Origin of the sequence: Paenibacillus ginsengarvi, assembly GCF_003626695.1 — a bacterium.
GTDB classification, from domain to species: Bacteria; Bacillota; Bacilli; order Paenibacillales; family NBRC-103111; genus Paenibacillus_AB; species Paenibacillus_AB ginsengarvi.
The window spans coordinates 15,056-34,641 of record NZ_RBAH01000008.1 but is presented as its reverse complement, the minus strand read 5'-3'; the positions used below and the strand labels follow the sequence as shown (position 1 = coordinate 34,641).

General features: G+C 53.4%; 16 protein-coding genes and 1 riboswitch. Of the genes, 5 read left to right on the top strand and 11 right to left on the bottom strand.

Annotated features, from left to right (window positions below; translation table 11 throughout):
* Positions 1-68 precede the first annotated feature (68 nt).
* The 3 genes from D7M11_RS12770 to D7M11_RS12760 all read left to right on the top strand — a co-directional run bounded on the left by D7M11_RS12770 (position 69) and on the right by D7M11_RS12760 (position 5,249).
* Positions 69-806, top strand: a complete 738-nt coding sequence (locus tag D7M11_RS12770) for an ABC transporter ATP-binding protein (RefSeq protein WP_120747619.1) — start codon at positions 69-71, stop codon at positions 804-806.
* Positions 706-3,615, top strand: coding sequence for an ABC transporter permease (locus D7M11_RS12765; protein ID WP_120747618.1), 2,910 nt, complete (start codon positions 706-708; stop codon positions 3,613-3,615). Before D7M11_RS12770 ends, D7M11_RS12765 begins: the two co-directional genes overlap by 101 nt.
* A gap of 284 nt (positions 3,616-3,899) precedes the next feature.
* Entirely contained in the window at positions 3,900-5,249 is a 1,350-nt protein-coding gene (locus D7M11_RS12760) for an esterase/lipase family protein (protein WP_120747617.1), read from the top strand.
* A 92-nt stretch (positions 5,250-5,341) separates the two neighbouring features.
* Here D7M11_RS12760 and D7M11_RS12755 read toward each other — a convergent pair whose 3' ends face one another.
* From D7M11_RS12755 to selD, 4 genes are all read right to left on the bottom strand, one after another.
* Positions 5,342-7,150, bottom strand: coding sequence for a LamG domain-containing protein (locus D7M11_RS12755; protein WP_158606577.1), 1,809 nt, complete (start codon positions 7,148-7,150; stop codon positions 5,342-5,344).
* A gap of 74 nt (positions 7,151-7,224) precedes the next feature.
* Entirely contained in the window at positions 7,225-7,674 is a 450-nt protein-coding gene (locus tag D7M11_RS12750) for an NUDIX domain-containing protein (protein WP_158606576.1), read from the bottom strand.
* Positions 7,675-7,777: 103 nt separating this feature from the next.
* On the bottom strand, positions 7,778-8,839 hold the full coding sequence (mnmH, locus tag D7M11_RS12745) for a tRNA 2-selenouridine(34) synthase MnmH (RefSeq protein WP_120747614.1): 1,062 nt from the start codon (positions 8,837-8,839) through the stop codon (positions 7,778-7,780).
* Between the two features lie 22 nt (positions 8,840-8,861).
* Positions 8,862-9,902: a selenide, water dikinase SelD gene (gene selD / locus D7M11_RS12740; protein WP_420818224.1), complete on the bottom strand. Its 1,041-nt coding sequence runs from the start codon at positions 9,900-9,902 to the stop codon at positions 8,862-8,864.
* Positions 9,903-10,333: 431 nt separating this feature from the next.
* Between selD and D7M11_RS12735 the strand changes: the two genes are divergently transcribed.
* Together D7M11_RS12735 and D7M11_RS12730 are read left to right on the top strand one after the other, a co-directional pair.
* Positions 10,334-11,662: an ABC transporter substrate-binding protein gene (locus tag D7M11_RS12735; RefSeq protein ID WP_158606575.1), complete on the top strand. Its 1,329-nt coding sequence runs from the start codon at positions 10,334-10,336 to the stop codon at positions 11,660-11,662.
* Positions 11,663-11,747: 85 nt separating this feature from the next.
* On the top strand, positions 11,748-12,458 hold the full coding sequence (locus tag D7M11_RS12730) for an HAD family hydrolase (RefSeq protein WP_120747611.1): 711 nt from the start codon (positions 11,748-11,750) through the stop codon (positions 12,456-12,458).
* A gap of 42 nt (positions 12,459-12,500) precedes the next feature.
* Here the strand turns inward: D7M11_RS12730 and D7M11_RS12725 are convergent, their stop codons facing one another.
* The 7 genes from D7M11_RS12725 to D7M11_RS12695 all read right to left on the bottom strand — a co-directional run bounded on the left by D7M11_RS12725 (position 12,501) and on the right by D7M11_RS12695 (position 19,580).
* The gene (locus D7M11_RS12725; RefSeq protein WP_120747610.1) at positions 12,501-12,962 is read right to left on the bottom strand and encodes a GreA/GreB family elongation factor; all 462 of its coding nucleotides are present in this window, start codon (positions 12,960-12,962) and stop codon (positions 12,501-12,503) included.
* Between the two features lie 180 nt (positions 12,963-13,142).
* A complete protein-coding gene (locus D7M11_RS12720; protein ID WP_120747609.1) occupies positions 13,143-14,039 on the bottom strand; it encodes a GNAT family N-acetyltransferase in 897 nt (298 codons plus the stop codon).
* A gap of 158 nt (positions 14,040-14,197) precedes the next feature.
* A complete protein-coding gene (purT, locus tag D7M11_RS12715; protein ID WP_120747608.1) occupies positions 14,198-15,358 on the bottom strand; it encodes a phosphoribosylglycinamide formyltransferase 2 in 1,161 nt (386 codons plus the stop codon).
* Between the two features lie 78 nt (positions 15,359-15,436).
* Positions 15,437-15,516: riboswitch (ZMP/ZTP riboswitch) on the bottom strand.
* A gap of 110 nt (positions 15,517-15,626) precedes the next feature.
* Positions 15,627-16,106, bottom strand: a complete 480-nt coding sequence (locus D7M11_RS12710) for a DUF2975 domain-containing protein (protein ID WP_120747607.1) — start codon at positions 16,104-16,106, stop codon at positions 15,627-15,629.
* 169 nt (positions 16,107-16,275) lie between these two features.
* On the bottom strand, positions 16,276-16,587 hold the full coding sequence (locus D7M11_RS12705; protein ID WP_158606574.1) for a hypothetical protein: 312 nt from the start codon (positions 16,585-16,587) through the stop codon (positions 16,276-16,278).
* 687 nt (positions 16,588-17,274) lie between these two features.
* Entirely contained in the window at positions 17,275-17,934 is a 660-nt protein-coding gene (locus D7M11_RS12700) for an ABC transporter ATP-binding protein (RefSeq protein WP_120747605.1), read from the bottom strand.
* Positions 17,931-19,580 (bottom strand): ABC transporter permease, encoded by a 1,650-nt coding sequence (locus tag D7M11_RS12695; RefSeq protein ID WP_120747604.1) that lies wholly within the window; start codon positions 19,578-19,580, stop codon positions 17,931-17,933. The genes D7M11_RS12700 and D7M11_RS12695 overlap by 4 nt, the downstream gene beginning before the upstream one ends.
* Positions 19,581-19,586: the final 6 nt, after the last annotated feature.

Sequence of the window (19,586 nt, the reverse complement as noted above, 5' to 3'; positions counted from 1 at the left end):
TCCGGCTGCAAACCGCCGTGCTACATTGCAAATGTAGGATTACGAACTGCAAAGGTGGCGCATACCGAATGATCGGAACACATTTACATGGAAACGAAGTCTTCCCCTTAATTGAAGCCAGGCAAATCAGCAAAACGTTCGGCAAGGGCGAATCGGCGACCCGCGCGCTGAGACAAGTAAGCCTGAGCATCCGCAGCGGCGAAATGATCAGCATTATGGGTCCGTCCGGATGCGGCAAAACGACGCTGCTGCATGTGCTTGCCGGCATTGAAAAAGCCGACGAAGGCGAAGCCCTGATCGACGGAAAGCCGCTTCAGCGCATGAACGATGTGCAGCTTTCCGCTTTTAGGCTGGCGTATATGGGCTTTGTTTTTCAAACGTATCATCTCATTCCCGTGCTCCATGCGTTGGATAACGTCGCCCTGCCGCTTATCGGCAGAGGGCTCGCCGACAAGGAAGCGAAAGCTCGGGCTCTGGAAGCGCTGGAGCAGGTAGGCTTGGCCGACAAAGCCAAACGGTACCCTTCGGAGCTTTCCGGCGGCCAAAACCAGCGCGTTGCGATCGCGCGGGCTCTTGTTGGCGATCCTAAAGTTGTCTGGGCGGACGAGCCGACTGGGGCGCTCGATAGCCATACGGCGGAGCAGGTGCTCGGGCTTTTGCGCAAAATGAACGAACAGCGGCGGACGACGATCGTCATCGTAACGCATGACCCGCAAATTGCCGGCCAGACCGATCGAATCGTACGGATGGAAAACGGCCGAATCGTCTCCGAGCATCCGGGAGGAGGCGTCTCCAACCGTGCTTAAATCCAAAATCATTTGGAAAATGGCCTGGCAGCACTTGAAAAACGCCCCGAAGATGACCGTTATATCGATTGCTGGCGGCTGTATCGGAGCCATGCTGATTATTGCCGCGCTTGTGTTCCACCATTCCTTCGAGATCAGCGGCAAACGATGGATGGAAGCCCATTTCGGGGCGATCGACTGGGAGATTAAGCCCGTTCGCCCCAACACGTCCTTCACGCCGGAAGAAAATGTTCAAATCGCAGACTGGCTTGCCACTTCCCGTCTGACCGTGCTGCCCCTAGTAAGGACGATCGGCACAGCGGTAAAACTCGATAGCGATCGGAAACCGGAAAAAGCGGCCGCAGGCACACTTATACTCGGCTTCGATTTCGCTGCGGCGAAGCCTTTCGATGATGAAACGCAGACGCTGTCGGGCACCCCGCTTACGGAGGACGAGGCCATCGTCTCCGCTCCTGTCGCCGCTCAGCTTAGCCTTGCGCCAGGCGATCTGTTCGGCGTTTACGCGCAGTCGGGCGAGCTGCGGCTGCTCAAGGCGAAGCTTATTGCGGAAGAACGCGGGATAACCGGATACCGAGGCAGCGAGAACGCTTCTGGCGCAATTTTCCTCAGGCCGGAAACCGCCCGAAGCCTCACCGGGCTGGAAGAAGGGCGTTATCATTCAATGCTCGTTACGACCGGACTTCAAGCCGACTCCCCTCCTCATTTTCCGGTTCCGATGCCGCTATTTGAGGTGGAGGAGCAGAAGGAGTCGGCTATCGCGAAGGTCAAGTCGCTGCAGGCGCGATACGGGATTACGTTCCTTCTTGCCAGTGTTGCCGCCTCCTGCGCCGGGGCCCTGCTGCTTCTGCAGGTGCTGCTGATGCTGGCCGATATGCGCAAGGAACAGCTCGGTGTACTGCGCGCGCTAGGGATGAACAAACGGCAGATCCGCGTCATTTTCGGCGTGGAAGCCGCTCTGCTGAATCTGTTTAGCGTTGCGGCCGGCACGCTGCTCGGCTCCGCGATCGGCTATGGGCTCATCGGCTTTTTCCGGCGGCAGCTTGCCGATACCGTGTTGCGCTACGAAGGATTTTCGATACCGCTGCTTCCGCATTTACCGGTAAATACGGTGCTGATCACCGCGGGTGCGATCGCTGCCGTTCAGATGGCGATTACCGTTATCGCTTCGCGAGCGCTGACGAAGCCGTCGATCGTGCAAACGCTGCGAGGCGAAGGCGCTGGTCCGGCGACAGGCATGCGGCAAACGTCCGCCGGCCGGTACCTGCTGCTCGCCGTTTGTGCGGCCATATCCGGGTTCCATCTGATTCAGACCTTTACGCCGCTCGGTCAAGATTGGCTCGCTACAATGGGGGTACATGTTTCCGCCAAAAGCTTATCCGTCCTCGGCTTCTGGCTGGTTGGCTCCGTGGCATCGGTTTATGTCATTTTGCAGACGCTGCCGCTGCTGCAAAAAGCAGCCGCTCCTCTGTTCGGGAAAATCGGCGTCAACCAGGCGTCCGTTAAACTCGCATTCCGCTATCCGCTCAAAAAGAAAAGCCGCGCCTTCCTCGTGTCGGCCATATTCAGCATCGTATTCATGATGCTGACGACTACTGCTGCGATCAGCTACCAGATGCTGTACACGCCGGAAGGCAGCCGAGTCGAGGATTCGGTAATGGGTTACCCGGCATACGCCGCTTATTCGGACGATGCACAGCGTGATATGCTTATCCGTATCGCCGAAACGGACCCGCAAGTATACGGTCTGATCCGCCGAACGAGCGAGGTCTCTCCCTACCGGCTTAATCTAAGCGCCGAAGGCGTCTTGCAGGAGATGAGTGCGTTTAGCGTGGTAGCTTACGATGCCTCCTTTTTTCTCGGCAGCCGCCTTGAGCTTATCGAGCGCTCACCACGCTTTGCCAGCGATGAAGCAGCTTGGAATTCGCTGCTGCAGCAGGAAAACGCGGTTATATTGGATGAAAAGTACCGCTACGAGGCGGACTTATGGTCGGATATATACGGCAAAAGCAGACTTCCGCAGCGGCCGCTTCGCGCCGGAGACAAAATCGTATTATCCATCTACGAGAAATCCCCAGAGCCGAATACGCCTAATTTCGGCATGGCCCCGAAAGTGATCGCGCAGAAAGAAGTAGAGATCGCCGGCTTTGTCAAAGGAAAGATGAGAACGGAGTTTTACAGCTTGCTGGTCGCAAGTCCGTCCTTCTATGAAACATTCCGCTCCGAAGGCTTTAAATGGCCCAATCACCCCGAAAAGGGATACGTATTTTTCGACTTCGACGAAGGGAATGCGGAGACGACGGAAACGATATTGGACACGTTCGCGCTAAATCGCCAGGACGGCTTGCACATTCCGTTCCGCCAAAAGACGGGAGAGCTTCTTTCGATGCGGCAAACGGTGCTTATATTCGTGGCGTTTATGCTGCTATCCGTCTTAATCGGCCTATGCGGCCTGGCGATCGTGCAGTACCGGGCGGTTCACGAAAGAGCGAAGCAAATGGCGATGCTCCGCTGCATCGGCTTGGGCCGCAAGCATATCGCTCAGCTGTTTATGCTCGAAGGCTCGGCGATCGGGTGGATCGGCTTGACGAACGGTTTATTGTTCGGCTCGACAGGCGCTTATCTGCTATTCGGTTTAGTGGAATCGCAAAAAGCGCCGATGGATCCGCATATCCCGTTCCAATACCCGTTCTTCCCCATCTCGCTATTGTTCCTAGGCTTACTTGCCGTAACACTGCTGCTCAACGCCGCGCCTGCCGCCAAAAGCCTGCGGCTGACGCCGGGACAAGCGATCCGCGAGGCTGATTTATAGAGGAACCAAATATCGTCTTGCATATTTTTGGAGGTCTGGCCTTTGGGCTGGACCTTTCTTGATGGAAAAAGCGGATAAGAGAGTTTACTTTCGTCAAACCAGCCGATCATTCGACCCGAATTGGTTCTTTTTTCCTGCCCGCCCTTGTGTCCGTATAGGGTTTCCTGCACTTCTTCCCGGATCGCCTTCGGGCTTATAGTGAGTATGGTAAAAGCCGGAATGACAGAGACGAGGTTTACGGCTCCGGCATCATCTCACGGAATCGAAGGAGGAACGAGGAACGTATGGCGCGCCGACCGATCATTATGATTCACGGCTATTCGGATCAAGGGAAGTCGTTTCACACATGGGTGGACCGATTAAGTCAGCTCGGCTATGATGCGACGAGGATTCATGTCTGTTCCTACGAAACATTGACGAACGAGGTCACGATCGCAGATATCGCCGAAGGGTTCGACCGGGCGCTTCGCGAAAGGATCGGGCTAAACGGTGATGAGGAGTTCGACGCTATCGTGCATTCGACCGGCATGCTGGTGATCCGTTCCTGGTTAACCGTCTTTGCGCGAAGGCAAAAGCGGCTGAAGCATCTGATCGGTCTCGCTCCGGCCAGCTTCGGTTCTCCGCTCGCCCATAAAGGGCGAAGCTGGCTCGGCGGGATTTTCAAAGGCCGGAAGCAGTTCGGCCCCGATTTTCTCGAAGCGGGAGATCTCGTCCTGGACGGTCTGGAGCTCGGCAGCCGGTTTACGTGGGATCTGGCGCACAAAGATTTGCTTGGAGAGGCGCCTTTCTACGGAGCGGATAAGGATACGCCCTATGTCTTTACGTTTTGCGGCACGCAGGCGTACGGCGGCATCAAAAAGCTAATCAACGAGCCGGGAACGGACGGGACGGTCCGCTGGGCCGGCTGCGCGCTGAACACTCGGAAAATCGTCATGGACTTGACGAAGTTCAGGGAGGATCAAGAACGGATTGCGATTACCGGCTGGAGCAATGTCGATATTCCGCTCATACCGGTCGACGGCGCAGATCACGGGTCGATTCTGCAAAATCCGTCCGCCGAGCTTGTTTCTCTCGTTCATGCCGCGTTAAGCGTCGAAAGCGGGCCAGAGCTTGCGTTGTGGTATGAGGAGGCCGCCCGGAAAACCGAAACCGTCAAGGAACGGCTTGCTCCGTGGCAGCAATTTGTGATCCGGGTTACGGACGAGCGAGGCGACGCCATCACCGATTACTACATTCAGCTCGAAGGCAAACGAAGCGGCGGCTCCATAGAGGAAATTCAGCAGTTCGACGTCGATGTGCATCCTTACAGCAGCGACCCGAGCCTGCGCAATTTTCATGTCGATCTGAGCGTCATCGAGCCGGATACGCTGGAAAGCTTGTCGCTGCGTCTGATCGCCTCATCCGGGTCGCCCCTTGTCGCTTATCACGGATTCGATGACGAGTCCGGCGACGAGCTTCAAGTGTACGATGTCGAAGGAACCTGGCATGCCGTCATCGATTTGTCCGGCCTTCTGACCGATGCCCAGGTGAAGTTTTTTTATCCGTTTACGACGACGCTCGTCGAGCTGCGGCTCAATCGGGAACCGCTCCCGCTCGTTGGCCCGAACAAGGTGTGCTGGTTCGACAAGGATTGAAGTCCCTATCTTGTTGCGGTAACGGCAGAAGCCCCGAAGCGATGTGGCACGACTTCGGGGCTACCGGATTGCGTTTTTTTGGCTGGCCGGGCCTACTTGCCTGTTAACGTCAACGGTTCAGCTTCTGCGGACAAATGCTTCACCGTCTCCCGCAGGAGCTCTAGCGTCGCGATTTCCGCTTCTCGCGCTTCTTGAAGCAGTCGAATCGCCTTCGCTTTCAGCAGCGGTTCGGTCGTGTCGGCGCTTTTCGGAAACGGAAACAGTTCTCGCAGCTTCACCCATGCCTGGTAGCCGGCCATGACGAACCCTGCCAAGTCCAGCATATACCGCTGCAGCTTATGGTCCTGCAAGCTCATGCAATGCGTGATGGCCGATTGCGCAAAGAACGGAACTACATACTGCCGCGTAGAAGTGATCCATAGCAGGTTGTAGCTGGTAAAAAACGGGTGAGCGCTTCCCGCCTCAAACGCGGCGATCCAAGCTTCGAAGGCGGCAATTCCGCATCGGCGCCCTTCCACGGTCACGCTGTCATCCTCCATATGACGGACGGCAAGCGAGAGCGCGGCGCGCAGCGATTGCTTGTAACTCGCATCGTCCTCCGCCGTATAACGCGTCGCATTTATATGCGGCTTCCGCTCCCGCTCGCGGAGAACGAGCACAAACAGCTCCGGTTCGACCGCCGTACCGTTGCGGGAACGCCGCCCGAAGTCACCGTAGGATAACTCTCCCCCTTGACGTGCGTTAATGTCGTGAATGTTCAACATCTGACGCTCATCGTCGTAGCCGTAAATCAGCCCGTGCTCGTAATTGTCCAAATTCCAGCCGACGACGGCGATTCCCCGGTTTATACTTTCGCGGATCATTTCGAGCGTTTTCTGGATCGTATCCTCTTCCCACGAGCCCCCGTAAATGCCCGCCTCCAGCACTTCCATGTCGAAGCCCAGATTCTCCAGCCCTTCCTGCAATAATCGGCCGTCTCCGTACACATCCATCGGCCCTGCAGTTGTATCCGTATTCATGACGAATGCTTGGCCGGTGTATACCAGCGTTTGGGCCAAGCCGACCGGCCTGCTCGAATACTGGATCGCTCCATGGATAGCGAGCGCTAACGAGTTGTAGCAGTCATTCCAATTGAAGCTCTGGCGCAAAAGCGTTTTCTTGACGGGAAACGGATGAGCGGAAGTAACATTCGGCAGAGCGGGAATCGAAACGGGTTCACAAGCTTGTCCAGGATCAAGGGAAAGCTCCCCCGTGTATCCGTGCTCCGTGAACAGCTCGCAAACTTCTTCGGGCGACAGCGTCCTGTTGTAGATCCGAATGTCGTCCAAAGCGCCGTGAAAAAAGAAACGCGGCTCAGGCGAATTTTTTTTGCCGATATAGATTGGCTCTTCCAGGTTCGGCGCAAATGCGCCCGCTTGCGAATCGTGAAGCTCGCCATTCACATACAGCCGGTGCAGACCATCGCCGTAAACCGCTGCAACGTGAACCCATACGCCCCGTCTGACCGGCTGCTTCGATTTCAAGTCCGCCGACTTCATCATCCGGTGCCACGTAATGTGCTCGCCCATCGTGCTCAGTTGGAAGACTCGTCGCGTCTGATCTGAAGCTAAGCCGTGATCGTCCTGCGAAACTAGCGCATTGTTCCACCATTCCATTACAGCGTTCTCGTCGTACTTCACCCACAGCGATAGCGCAAACGCGTCTTCCCGCAGCGCCGGCGGCGGGTCCAGAACAATGCATTCCCCCCGTCCGGTGAAGGCTAACGCCCGATCCGCTTCGCCGAATCGATTAGCCGTAAGTGCGGCCCCTTCCACCCTGCCGTCATTTCCGTTCCCGCTGGAATCTGCGGCGCAGCCGTCAAACAAATACTCCCCGAGCAGTCCGTCTCTTAACCTGTTCAAATGATGAGCCTCCTTTGTATCGCATTCCAATAGGTAGATGCCACTTCCACGAAAAATCTATATTATTCGGCCCATCATTTTTTGAAATCGAGGCGGTCCGGCATTTCCTCGTTCATCCGCTTCCGAACTTCGATGGCGCAACGCAGCGCATCGGTATCTCGCTTTCGCCCTTTTTCCGTCGTCGTTAAGCTTATCAGCTTGAACGCTTGGGCCGTGCTGACCCATTGGACCTCGCTCGTCTCGCGGTCAAATTGGTGTACGGCTCCGGTCGGCTTCATCAAATAGTACTTGGTGACGCATGTATCCGATTCGAACGCTCCCGGTATATGCGCCACGACCTCGCACGTATACCCAGTCTCCTCCTGAACTTCCCGGAGTGCCGTACACTCGGACGAGGAATCGCCCGGCTCCCGCCCCCCTTTGGCAAACGTCCATACATAGCCGCCCCAATGCCCGCTCGGGCTGCGCATCAGGACATGGCCGTCTTCGCGAAACACAATGCCTCCGTAAGCGCAATCATCCATTTTTATCCACCTCGATTCGATTTTAGCACAGTTTGCCGTTGTTTGACGCGGATCGAGGCCAGCACAAAAAAATCGGACTCCGGTTAAGAGCCCGATTACACAATCACGTCTGAAGCGCATGTTTCGCTTGGGTCTGATGCACATACTCCTCAATCTTCGCGGTCGCTTCCGCCACCGAGTCCGCTTGAATGACGATGCCGGGAGCGTCCCCGTATTCGGCGGTCGAATAATCGTAACGCGGATCGTAATAATGAATGAGCAGCAGTTCGACCGCCTTCCCGAAACTGCCATCTCGAAGCAGCTTATCGATTTCCGCCGCGACCGGCGTATGAATGCGGGACTTGATGCGCAGAAACGAGTTGTAGCATTCTCCGGCATGCTCCCACGGCTTGTAGTCTTCCAAAATATGTTTGACGCGCGCTTCGAGCGGAATATCCAGCCATATTTGATGGGCTTGATCTTTTTTACCCAGCATGGCCTCCGGCAAAACGATGTTACCGATCCGTCTGCTCTCCGCTTCGAACAATACATAAGGGGCCGAACGAAGCTCCAGCAATTCATCGATCAGCAGCGAGTCGAACGTTCTTTGGTTGGACGCCGTTAGGCCGATATGGCCGAAAATCGATCCCCGGTGCCCGGCCATCGCCTCGAAATCTAGCACGGCATGTCCGCGGTTTTTCATATCCCGCAATATGCTTGACTTTCCGCTGCCGGTATACCCGTTAATCATATATGGAACGGGCGTAAACGCCTCGATGGCGGCGTCCATCTGCTCGACGACCCACTTCCGGTAAGCCCGGTATCCGCCGGTCACCCGATAGGCGCGGATGCCCATGAGCGAGAGCAGCGTCGCCGACGTTTTGCTCCGCATACCGCCTCTCCAGCAAAACACCGCCTTCGGGCCGGGAATTTCGGCGAAAGTCCTAATGAACGCGGGCAGCTTGGCCGAGACGATTTCCAGCCCCCGCTCCTTGGCCGCCTGAATGCTAACCTGCTTGTAGATCGTTCCGATCTCCGCCCGCTCGTTGTCGTCGAAAAGCGGAATGTTCAGGCTCCCCGGTATCGTAGAAAGTTTGTATTCCGATGGCGATCTTACGTCGATGAGCACGAGCTGCTTGTCGCGACGCTTGTCGATCAGTTCGGGAAGAGTAATATCTTGCAGCATGGAACGTCGTTTCCCTTCACAGTTATTGGACGACGATGCGTCCAGGATGTTCATCCGTTACATATCCGATCAGACTGGCTTCGACGCCGGCCTCCGTCAGCTCGCGCTCGAGCTGCTCCGCCTGCTCCTCCGCTACGGCTATGAGCAAGCCACCCGAAGTAACCGCATCGCACAAGATCCACCTGCCAACCTGATCCAGCCCGTCGGGGAACGTAACCTCGTCCTGTACGTGAGCGAAGTTATTTTTCGTACCGCCCGGGACGAATCCAAGCTCGGCCAGCTCGCGCGCCCGCGGCAATACCGGTACCGCGTCGTTCTCGATAACGAGCCCGGTGCCGCTTCCTTTCGCCATTTCCAGCGAATGGCCGAGCAGACCGAAACCAGTGACGTCCGTACATGCGTGTACCGTAAAACGGCTCATGATTTCCGCGGACGTTTTGTTCAAGGTTGTCATGACCCCGGTTACGCGCTTCACTTCTTCCGGCGACAGCTGGTCTTTTTTTATCGAAGTAGTCATAATGCCTACGCCGATCGGTTTCGTTAAAATGAGCCTGTCGCCCGGCAAAGCGCCTGCATTCGTGCGTACGCGGTCCGGGTGAACGAGTCCGGTAACGGCGAGACCGAACTTCGGCTCCTTGTCATCGATGGAATGTCCCCCGACGAGCGTGGCTCCGGCTTCCTGCACTTTATCGGCCGCGCCGCGCAAAATTTCGGACAAAATGCGCTTATCCAGCGTCGATATCGGAAAAGCAACAATATTTAATACCGTTAAAGGCTTTCCGCCCATCGCATATATATCGCTGATCGCGTTCGCAGCTGCAATCTGTCCGAAGTCGTAAGGGTTGTCCACGATCGGCGTAAAAAAATCGACGGTTTGTACGAGCGCAAGCTCGTCGTTGAGCCGGTATACGCCGGCATCGTCACTCGTATCCAATCCGACCAGCAGATCCGGATTGCTGGGCGCCGGAGGCAAATGCCGAAGTACCTGCGCCAGATCGGCCGGACCGATTTTGCAGCCGCAGCCGCCTTTGCTTGATAACGATGTCAGCTTTATGTTTTCCATATTTTCCATGTTACAGACTCATCCTCTCGTCGTTATGTATACTCGGAATCGTACACGATGACCGCCCGCAGCGCAAACGGGACTTGCCATTGGAACTGTGATAGCTGTGCCGAATCGAATCGTTATCGACACAACAACTTTTAATGCCATTAATTATTAGCGCCATAAATCTCAAGCGTAATCTCGTGAGCTAGTCGCTCCATTATAGCAAAAAACGACAGCAAAATATTTATTTAATCTCTAAGAAAATAGTTCTGTTCCTTTTCGCCGTTATCTCATACAATAACAATACAGATCATCACGGCAGCGGAGTATGTTGACAGATGGAAGAGGTGAAACGAAATGAAGGGAAAGGCGGCAGCCCGTCGCCGTTACCTATTTAGGTAAGCGCTTTAAAAATCAAAACAAAACATGGGGAGAGAATGATCGGGATGAACAAACGACTGACGAAGCTTGGCCTCCTTTCGACCGCTATCAGCTGCGGGTTAACGGCTGCGGGATGCAGCAGCGGCGACACCGCGAGCAGCCGACCTCCAAGCGCAGAAGTACCAAAAAGCACGGCAAGCAAGCCTACCGAGAACTTGCAGCCGGTAACGCTGAATGTATTCAACGGAAGATCGTCCGAGGTCGGCAACTACTGGGATCAGCTGCTGACGGAGCCGCTGAAAAAAAAGTACCCCCATATTACGATCAACCAGATCAAAGGCGATATCACGAAAGTAGTCGCCGAAGGCACTCCGATCGACGTCTACATTATGGCCCACGTCGATTTGGGCAATTTCATTCAGTTGGACTTGGCTGACGATATCGAGCCTTTGATGAAGACGCACAATATGAGCCTCAGCCGTTTCGATCCGAACGTCATCCAAACACTCCGGGCCATATCCCCCGACGGGAAAAAGCTGCTCGGCATCCCCTTTTATCTGCAGTTTACGACCCTCTACTACAACAAGGACATCTTCGACATTTTAGGCGTTCCGTACCCGAAGGACGGCATGACATGGGACGATACGATCCAGCTTGCCAAAAAAGTGAGCGCCACCCACGACGGCAAAGCGTATCTCGGCTTCAAGGCCGATCAGGCTCAGCGGATGGCCGATCCGCTAGGTATTACATCCGTCGATCCGAAGACGAACAAAGCTTCCGTGAACAACGACAAGTACAAAAAAGTCTTCCAATTGACGCAGCAGTTTTTCTCGATTCCCGGCAACGGCGCCAAGGACGAAAAGGATGTTAACGCAGGACCGGTCAATTTGTTCGCCAAAGATAAGGCACTCGCCATGTATTTCGGCGTAAACCGGTTTCCCACCCTGCAGAAGGCGGATGTCAACTGGGATATAGCCCAGTCGCCTTATTACCCGGATAAGCCGAATTACGGCGGCATTATCGACAGCTTTATGGCCGGCGTCTCCAAAACAAGCAAGCATAAGGACGACGCTTTCCGGGTTCTTGAGGTGTTTACGTCCGACGAGAATCAGTTGTACTCCTCCCGCGCGCTTGGTTACGTTTCGCCGCTCCTCGATAAGCGGATGCAGGAGCAATTCGGGGCGGAGCTCGATTTTTTGAAAGGCAAAAACGTTCAAGCGATCTTCAAAAGCAAAAACGCGATCCCCGATCCGATGAGCATTTACCGCAACGATTCGTTGACGATTCTGCTCGAAGAGCACGGTAAATATATTATGGGACAGCAGGACGTCAATACCGCCCTAAAGACGGCCGAAGAGCGCATTAACAAAAAAATCGAATCACTGGCCCACTAACCGGTCCGCTCCCCCGCGAGGTATGATATAACGGTAATATGGCGTTCAAGCCATACCGAATAACCGACCGGACGGGGGCGCATACATGTTACCGAAAGCTATGCTGCTCGATCTCGACGACACGATTATTTCCCACGATCAAGGCATTGATCTTCAGCTCTCCTGGACCAAAGCATGCCGCACCCATCTTCCCGACTACGACGACACCCGGATCGAAGAAGTAATCCGCTCGATCCGGGAGCAGGCGCGATGGTATTGGAGCGATCCGGAGCGGCATCGCATCGGCCGTATGGACCTTGATCGGGCCAGAGCGAACATCATATCGGTCGCCCTTGAACCTTTTAACGTACATGACCCGAAGCTGAGCGAACGCATCGCCGTCGATTACGACATCGACCGCAATAAAGCCGTTTGCCCTTTTCCGGGCGCTATTGAAACGATAGCCCATCTCCGCAGCGCCGGTACGAAGCTCGCCCTGCTGACCAACGGAGCCTCGGCCGCACAGCGCGCCAAAATCGAGCGGTTTCAGCTGGCTCCTTACTTCGACTGCATCTTGATCGAAGGCGAGTTCGGCGCCGGCAAACCGGACCCGAGCGTTTATTTACATGCACTGGAGCAGCTATCCGTTACGAAGGAGGAAGCATGGATGGTCGGGGACAACTACATCTGGGAAGTAGTCGCTCCGCAGAGTCTAGGCATTCGCAGCATCTGGGTCAACCACAAAGGCATCGAGCCTCCTACATCTGTCATTCCCTACCGGACCGTACGCACTCTCAGCGAGATTCAAAGCTTGTAACTTAAAAAGCAGCCCTTTCGCATTGAAAAGGCTGCGCAATTTTCATAGTTCATGAAGCGCCGACTGGACCTCGCCAGATAGCGTAAAGCGAATTTGCTCCAGCTTCACTTCAATTTCCCCCGCAGGGGTTCCTAACTGCCTCGTCTCGTTGACGGGCGTTAACAGCAGCTGGCTCCCAACGGGAGACAAGAAGGAGACCCGGTTTTGACTCAGGTTCGCTTGATGCGGAAACACGATCGTATACGTTTCCGCCGAACCGTCATCCATATACTTCAGGTTCACCTCGCTGCCGATCAGCACAATGGAATTAAGAGTTTCATAGCTGTAATCGGAAAACATCTGCTCCAATGTCGTCGTATATACGGACAGCATCCGGTCGATTTTATTTCGCTCCGGGCTTATATTTGGAAAATATTGATTCAAGAAATTCGTTTTCTCTTCGTCAAAAAAGACGAGCTGATTTACCAATTGACTTCTAGATGTCTGCAGAAAACTAGGGTTCATGGAAGATCACCCCTCCTTCCCGTTGACCGTTGAATGTGATTGCGCAATGAACTCTGATCATCATAATCACTCCCCGTATGAAAATAGAGACCTCCTGCAAGTAGGAGGCCTATATCGTCATTGTATCAGATGTAAACGGAATGTCCAGCAAATAAACAGCGGGCTTGTCCGCGCGGTGACTCAGGCTCGAACGGGAAGACGGAAGGTCGTCTGCTCCAGCCCGGGATAAAAGCCCAGACCGTAATACAGCGATTCGGCCGGGTTTCCGATTGTTACGAATAGCCGTACCACCTCATAGTGTGAATGCAGCGCTGTGATCGCTTTTTTCAACATGCCCGTTGCGCAGTGTTGTCCCCGGTACGCCGGTCTTACCGCGATATCGGAAAACAGGGGCAAGTCCTCCCACACGGATACCAGACATGCTGCGATCATTTCACCGCTCTGTTTGTCGTAGAGTATCGTCGACGCATCTCTCAGAAGCGGCTTATCATTGTGGCTGAAGTAATATTCGAGTGCCGAGGAATGATCGGCTAACGTATTCGGCGCAGGATAGCCGATTCCGTCGTCTCCCCCGTAGCAGTCCACGAAAAGCTCGGCGATCCGCTCCAGTTGACTCGCGTCAGGCGGCTTGGCGACCACGTCTTCTCCCCACTTTGGCGCTGCGAAAAGTTCGGTAGGCCGGATCATGACCCGCCTGGCTTCCGTAGGCCGAAATCCGAGCCGCAAAAAGCTCTCTTTCTGATAGGGCAGTATCCCGTATACTTGGATATCTTGCTGAAAATCCGCGCATTGCCGCAGAAGGCGTTTCAGCGGAATTAACACTTGAAACAGATCGGTAAACGGCGGGATCAGGAACAAGGCCCACATGGAATTCGGCTTCAAGCATACTCCGCCGATCTTTCGCCCATAGCTCGTAATCCAGTAGCAAGATGGCTCTTCTCCAAATATAGCGACTCGCCTGTCCCAGCTCTGTCTGAAAAAAACGTTCTCGCGGTACGCCGTATAATGGATCGCAAATGCTCTGGAGTCAGCCTGCTTCAGTTCCAATTGTTCATCCAATTTGTAATAGGATTCCATAATTAGATCCGGCTCTCCTCTTGTGTTTTCTCGATTATATCAGGAGAAGCGTTCGCGCTTGCGAGAAAAACCGGTTATAGCCAATCTATCCGCTCCGCCAAAAACAAACAAAGCCAGCCTGGGCGGCTGACCTTGCCTGGACGCATTATGCTGCAGCTTTACTCTCCCTCGATGTACAAGCTGTCCAAAGCTTGCTTCGCGCGAACGCGCGCTTCTTCGGCGGAAGCGGCCGTCGACAACGCTACGGCCATGCGACGGCCTTTTTTCGTGACCGGTTTGCCAAAAATACGCACCTGCGTGTTCGGAACGGACAACGCTTCCTCCACTCCGTTAACGCTGTAATCTTCGTACTCGCGTTCCGCCTTCAGCGGACGGCTCGCTCCCGACGTCAGGAGCACGATCTCCGGAATCGGGTAGCCCAGAATAGCGCGAACGTGAATCGCGAATTCGGACAAATTTTGCGTCACTAGCGTCACCAGCCCCGTATCGTGAGGTCGCGGCGACACTTCGCTGAAGTACACGCCATCATCGGTCAGAAACAGCTCGACTCCGAACAAGCCGTAGCCTCCGAGCTCGTCCGTGATCGTTTTGGCGATATGCTTCGCTTCGTCAAACTGCTGCTGCGTCATCGCATGGGGCTGCCACGACTCAATATAGTCTCCGCTTTCCTGAATATGGCCGATCGGCGCGCAGAAGCTCGTACCGCTGACCGAGCGAACCGTAAGCAGCGTAATTTCCGATTGGAACCGGATGAACTCCTCAATGATGACCCGGCCGTTCTGGACCCGGCCGCCCTCCATCGCGATATTCCAGCACTTCTCGATGTCGCTCTCGGCGCGGCATACGCTTTGCCCTTTGCCGGACGAGCTCATAAGCGGCTTGATGACGCAAGGGAAGCCGGTCTCCTTCACGGCTTGAACGAACTGCTCGTACGTATCGGCAAACCGGTAACCGGCTGTGCGGAGTCCCAGCTTCTCGGCAGCGAGCCGGCGTATGCCTTCACGGTCCATCGTTAATCTCGCGGCTCTCGCCGTCGGGATGACGCGGAAGCCTTCGTCCTCCAGCTTTACGAGCTCCGAGGTCGCGAGCGCTTCGATCTCGGGAACGATCAGATCCGGCTGCTCCTGCTCGATTATATAACGGAGCCGGTTGGCGTCTAGCATATCGATCACATAACTGCGGTGGGCAACCTGCATCGCAGGCGCATGGGGATAGCGGTCGACCGCGATCGTTTCGATCCCTAAGCGCTGGGCTTCGATGAGCACCTCTTTACCCAATTCGCCGGAACCTAGCAACATCATTTTTTTCGTCTTCAGCATATTTCGTCCCTCATTTCATCGTGTTCGGATGCGAGTCTCCTGCAAAAAATAAAAAGAAGCAAGGATCACTTGTATCCTTACTTCTGCCCAGGCGTACGGCCGTTACCATTGCATGCTCCCTCATGGTTCCCCATGTTCCGCCAGTCACACGCAACCCTTGAAAGTTGTCCCTTTGATCATACTGAATTCGGCGTTTAATTGCAATATTGCTTTTGTTGATCGCACCTACTGTTCAAGATAACTTCCTTCCTTTTTCCCAAAATTGTAATCATTCATTTTTTATATCTGGGGCATTTTTTAATGGCTTTTGAAGTGCGTCCACAATGGCTGCGATGATACTTGTTGCTAAAATACCCATTAAACATAATGATGTAGGACCCGCTGCATCATCACTATCTGTAACTTTAGCAAGCACCCTTAAGCTTACGATTGCTAACAAAATGAGGAAAATGACTGTAAAAGCACATTTCTTTATAATCTTCAAAGATTTAAGCGATAATTCAGAGAAAGCATTGTTCTTTTCAATGTAGGTTAATAGTTTATATGCTTGATACAGCGCAACAGAAAACGCAATACAGAATCCGTATGCACATACTAAAAAGGGGATTAGGAAGTAGGCCGTATCTGGATGTACCTTTGCATCTCTAACGGCTATCTCAGGCAACCAGATACACAAAGCAAGCACTGCAATTCCAGCCAGAAAAATAATTACCTTTAAGAACGTGGTTGAACCTCGTTTAACAATCATTTAATACACCTCACTTATTCAACGACAACATGATTTTAGCATATTATTTATCGTTTAACAATAAATTTGTATTGTTTTAAATTACACCTCATGGTGTAACGAAGGAATGAAAGGGCTTGGACCCGCCCCGACACCCCCATTCGATTTATTGACACAAATACACCCGCAATCATGAGTTGATTGTGGGTGTATTTGTGTCAATATAGATTTGCCCCGTACCGGCGGTATCGCCGCTGTCGCTGCCTTTTTTGTTCTCGACGACTTGCAGAGTGACGTGCGGAAACTTCTTTTTGACATGTTGGTTAATATATTTCTCGAAATCATCGATCGGCGACTTGGTGTAAAACTTTAGCGTTACCGGTTCCGGCGGCTTGTCCAGAGCTTTCTCTTTCGTCTCCGACGTTGAATTTGGTTTTTCTCCAAACCCGGTAAAAAGCAATGCAAGCGCAAGCAGTGCGCTTGTCGAAACGGCCTTCTTCATAAGCACGAGAACTCCCCCTCCCAGCCGGTGTACCATTACCTTGTCCCGCGCAGCCGGTAAAAAGCAACACATTCGCAAACAGCATGCTTGATATAGTTATTGTTCTGATTCGTACGGAAGTCCCCCTTTTAGTTGCAATGTTCATTTAACCACTTTCATTATTCACAAGCTGAAATCGGAGCCAATGGCCGCAAGGAATAGTTCCCGGCATAATTCCCTGTAAACACCTGTAAGCCAACAACCTCCGATGTTCTACTATACGGAACTAAGTTCCGTTTATAACTTGCATTTCTATTATGCATCAATACCGCTAAACAAGGAATGTTCATCCAGTTCAATGGTTTGGACTATAAGTTCATTCGGATAACGCGAATACGCAGTAGAAAAAAGACAATAGGCAGCCCTTCGGTCCAATTGCCGAAGGGCTGCCTTCTACACCTGCTCTGCAAACCGCAGCTTGCTCCCGCTTTTTTTGGTTACGTAAACTATCACCTTCTCGCACGATGTCCTACCGGCCTTGTTCACAAGCTCACTTCTTCACATACCAACATATTCAACGGTTTTCAGCATCGGCTACAAATGCCTTCACGGTACGCATGAGGCCGATGGTTTCCACTAGCGCGTTCTGTAGGTCCATATTAGCTTGAAATTGCTCCTGCTGTTGCGCTTCATAACCACGAAACCTGTCTAACATGATAGCACAGCCTTGCGTTCCAATAGGACGATCCGATCGCAGATCGCATCCGCATCTTCCTTATCGTGGGTGACGAGAATCGAGGTGATATTAGCAGCACGCAGCAGCTGTTTCAATTCACCGCGGATTTTACCTTTCAGACCGCTATCCAGGTTGCTGAATGGCTCATCCATCAGTAAAATGGACGGCCTTGGAGCAAGAGCCCGGGCGAACGCGACGCGTTGTTGCTGTCCCCCGCTAAGCTCGTGAGGGTACCTCTTGGCATATTCGTGCAGCTGCACAAGCTCAAGCATCTCGTCCTTCCTAGCCGCCCGATCTTTCTTCGATAACCGGTGTAGACCGAACAAGATGTTGTTCTCGACGGTCAGATGCGGGAATAACGCATAATCCTGAAACACCATCCCGACGCCGCGTGACTCGGGGCCGACGAATACATTCGAATCGACCATTGTCGTTCCGCCGATAACGATACGGCCCGAATGTGGTGCCTCTAGCCCGGCTATTAACCGCAGTAGCGTACTTTTTCCGCATCCGCTATGTCCGAGCACGCCTACGAGCTCCCCCCGCTCTAATTGCATCGAGAACCCGTACAGCACGCTTTCGTTTCCTTTATCGTATTGAAAAGTAATGTTGGACATTTCGAAAAAGGTCATTGGGATCGCTTCTCTCCTAGCCAGTGATAGAAATAGACGGACAGCATGCCGACAGCAATAATGAGCAGCGAAGGCACTGATGCTTGATGGATCTGCTCGTCGCTTGCGTACTGATATGCTTTTGTCGCCAGCGTATCGAAGTTAAACGGCCGTAACAACAAAGTCAGCGGCAGCTCTTTGACAATTTCCAAAAACGTCAGGATACATCCGGTAAATAGAGCGCCTTTGATCATCGGCAGATCGACTTTGAAAAACGTCCGTGTCATACCCATGCCGAGCAAACGCGACGCCTCCGAATACCGGTTGCCGATCTTCTCGAATCCAGACTCTATCGAGTTAAACCCCACCGCTAGAAAACGGATGATATAGGCGAATACGAGCATCACCAGGGACATGCTGAGCACGAGCTTGCCGCCCCCCCAGCCGAGGCCGGCATACAGGCCGCTAAGCTTGTTGTCGAGCGAGATGAACACGGCTAGTACCCCGATGGAGAGAACGGCCCCGGGGATCGAATACCCCATGGAGATCAATTTTGACAACACCAGCGTATATCCGGTCCGGTGCATGCGGCAGACATTCGCAACAATAAGGGCGACCAGCATAAGCAGCACGATCGATACGACGGAAATGAACAGAGTGTTCCATAGCAATGCGGCAAATTTGGCGTTCAGCACGTCCCTGTACGTCCAAGACGCCCACACGATCAGCTGTACGACCGGAATAATAAAGGAGAACGATACGATAATCGAGCTGAACAACAATACCGCCATAGCCGGAACCCCTCTCAGCCTTCTTCTCGCCAGAGACCTCGTCCTACTGGTTAAGGAGTATCTTCTGCGCCTACGCAACAGCCGCTCGATCAGGAACACGCCGATGATAAAGCACATAAGCAGTGCGGCGAGCCGGAGAGCGGAATCAACGTCGGACATACCGAACCACGTCTTGAATATCGCGGTCGTAAACGACTGAATTCCGTAATGCTTCGTAACCCCGTAGTCGTTTAACACTTCGAAGGCAACCAGGCTAGCGCCCCCGACGATCGCCGCCTGCGACAGCGGCAGCACGATCCGAAAAAAAATATGAACCGGATTTTTGCCGAGCAGTCTCGCATTTTCGATATAGGCGGCGCTTTGCTTTTCGAGAAAAGTTTTCGTAATCAAGTATACGTAAGGAAATAAAAACAAAGTAAAAATAAAGATAGCGCCCTTCATGGACATGATGTCGAAATAGTTCTGATCCGGCGTCCAGCCGAGCACGTTTCGAAAGAAGAGTTGGACACTCCCAGTATAGCTGAGCATGTCTCCGTACGTGTAAGCAGCGATGTAAGGCGGTATCGCCAAAGGCAGCACGAAAGCCCAGGCAAAAAAACGCCTGAGCGGAAATTCGTATGCGGCGACGAACCAAGCGAGCGTAACGCCGATTAGTACGGAGAAGCCAACCGTTCCGAGCACGAGCCGAAGCGATTCGAACGCGTAATCGAGCAGCAAGTACTCCTGGATATGCTGCCAGTCTTCGTTCGGCTTCCGGAAGAGACCGATCAGAATATATAGAGATGGAAGAAGAACTCCAAGAGCCCCGGTAATGCTTAAAAGAACCCATGCGTTGCTGTTCCGTTTTATAGTACGCCATAACGTGTTGACCTTCATTGTAAG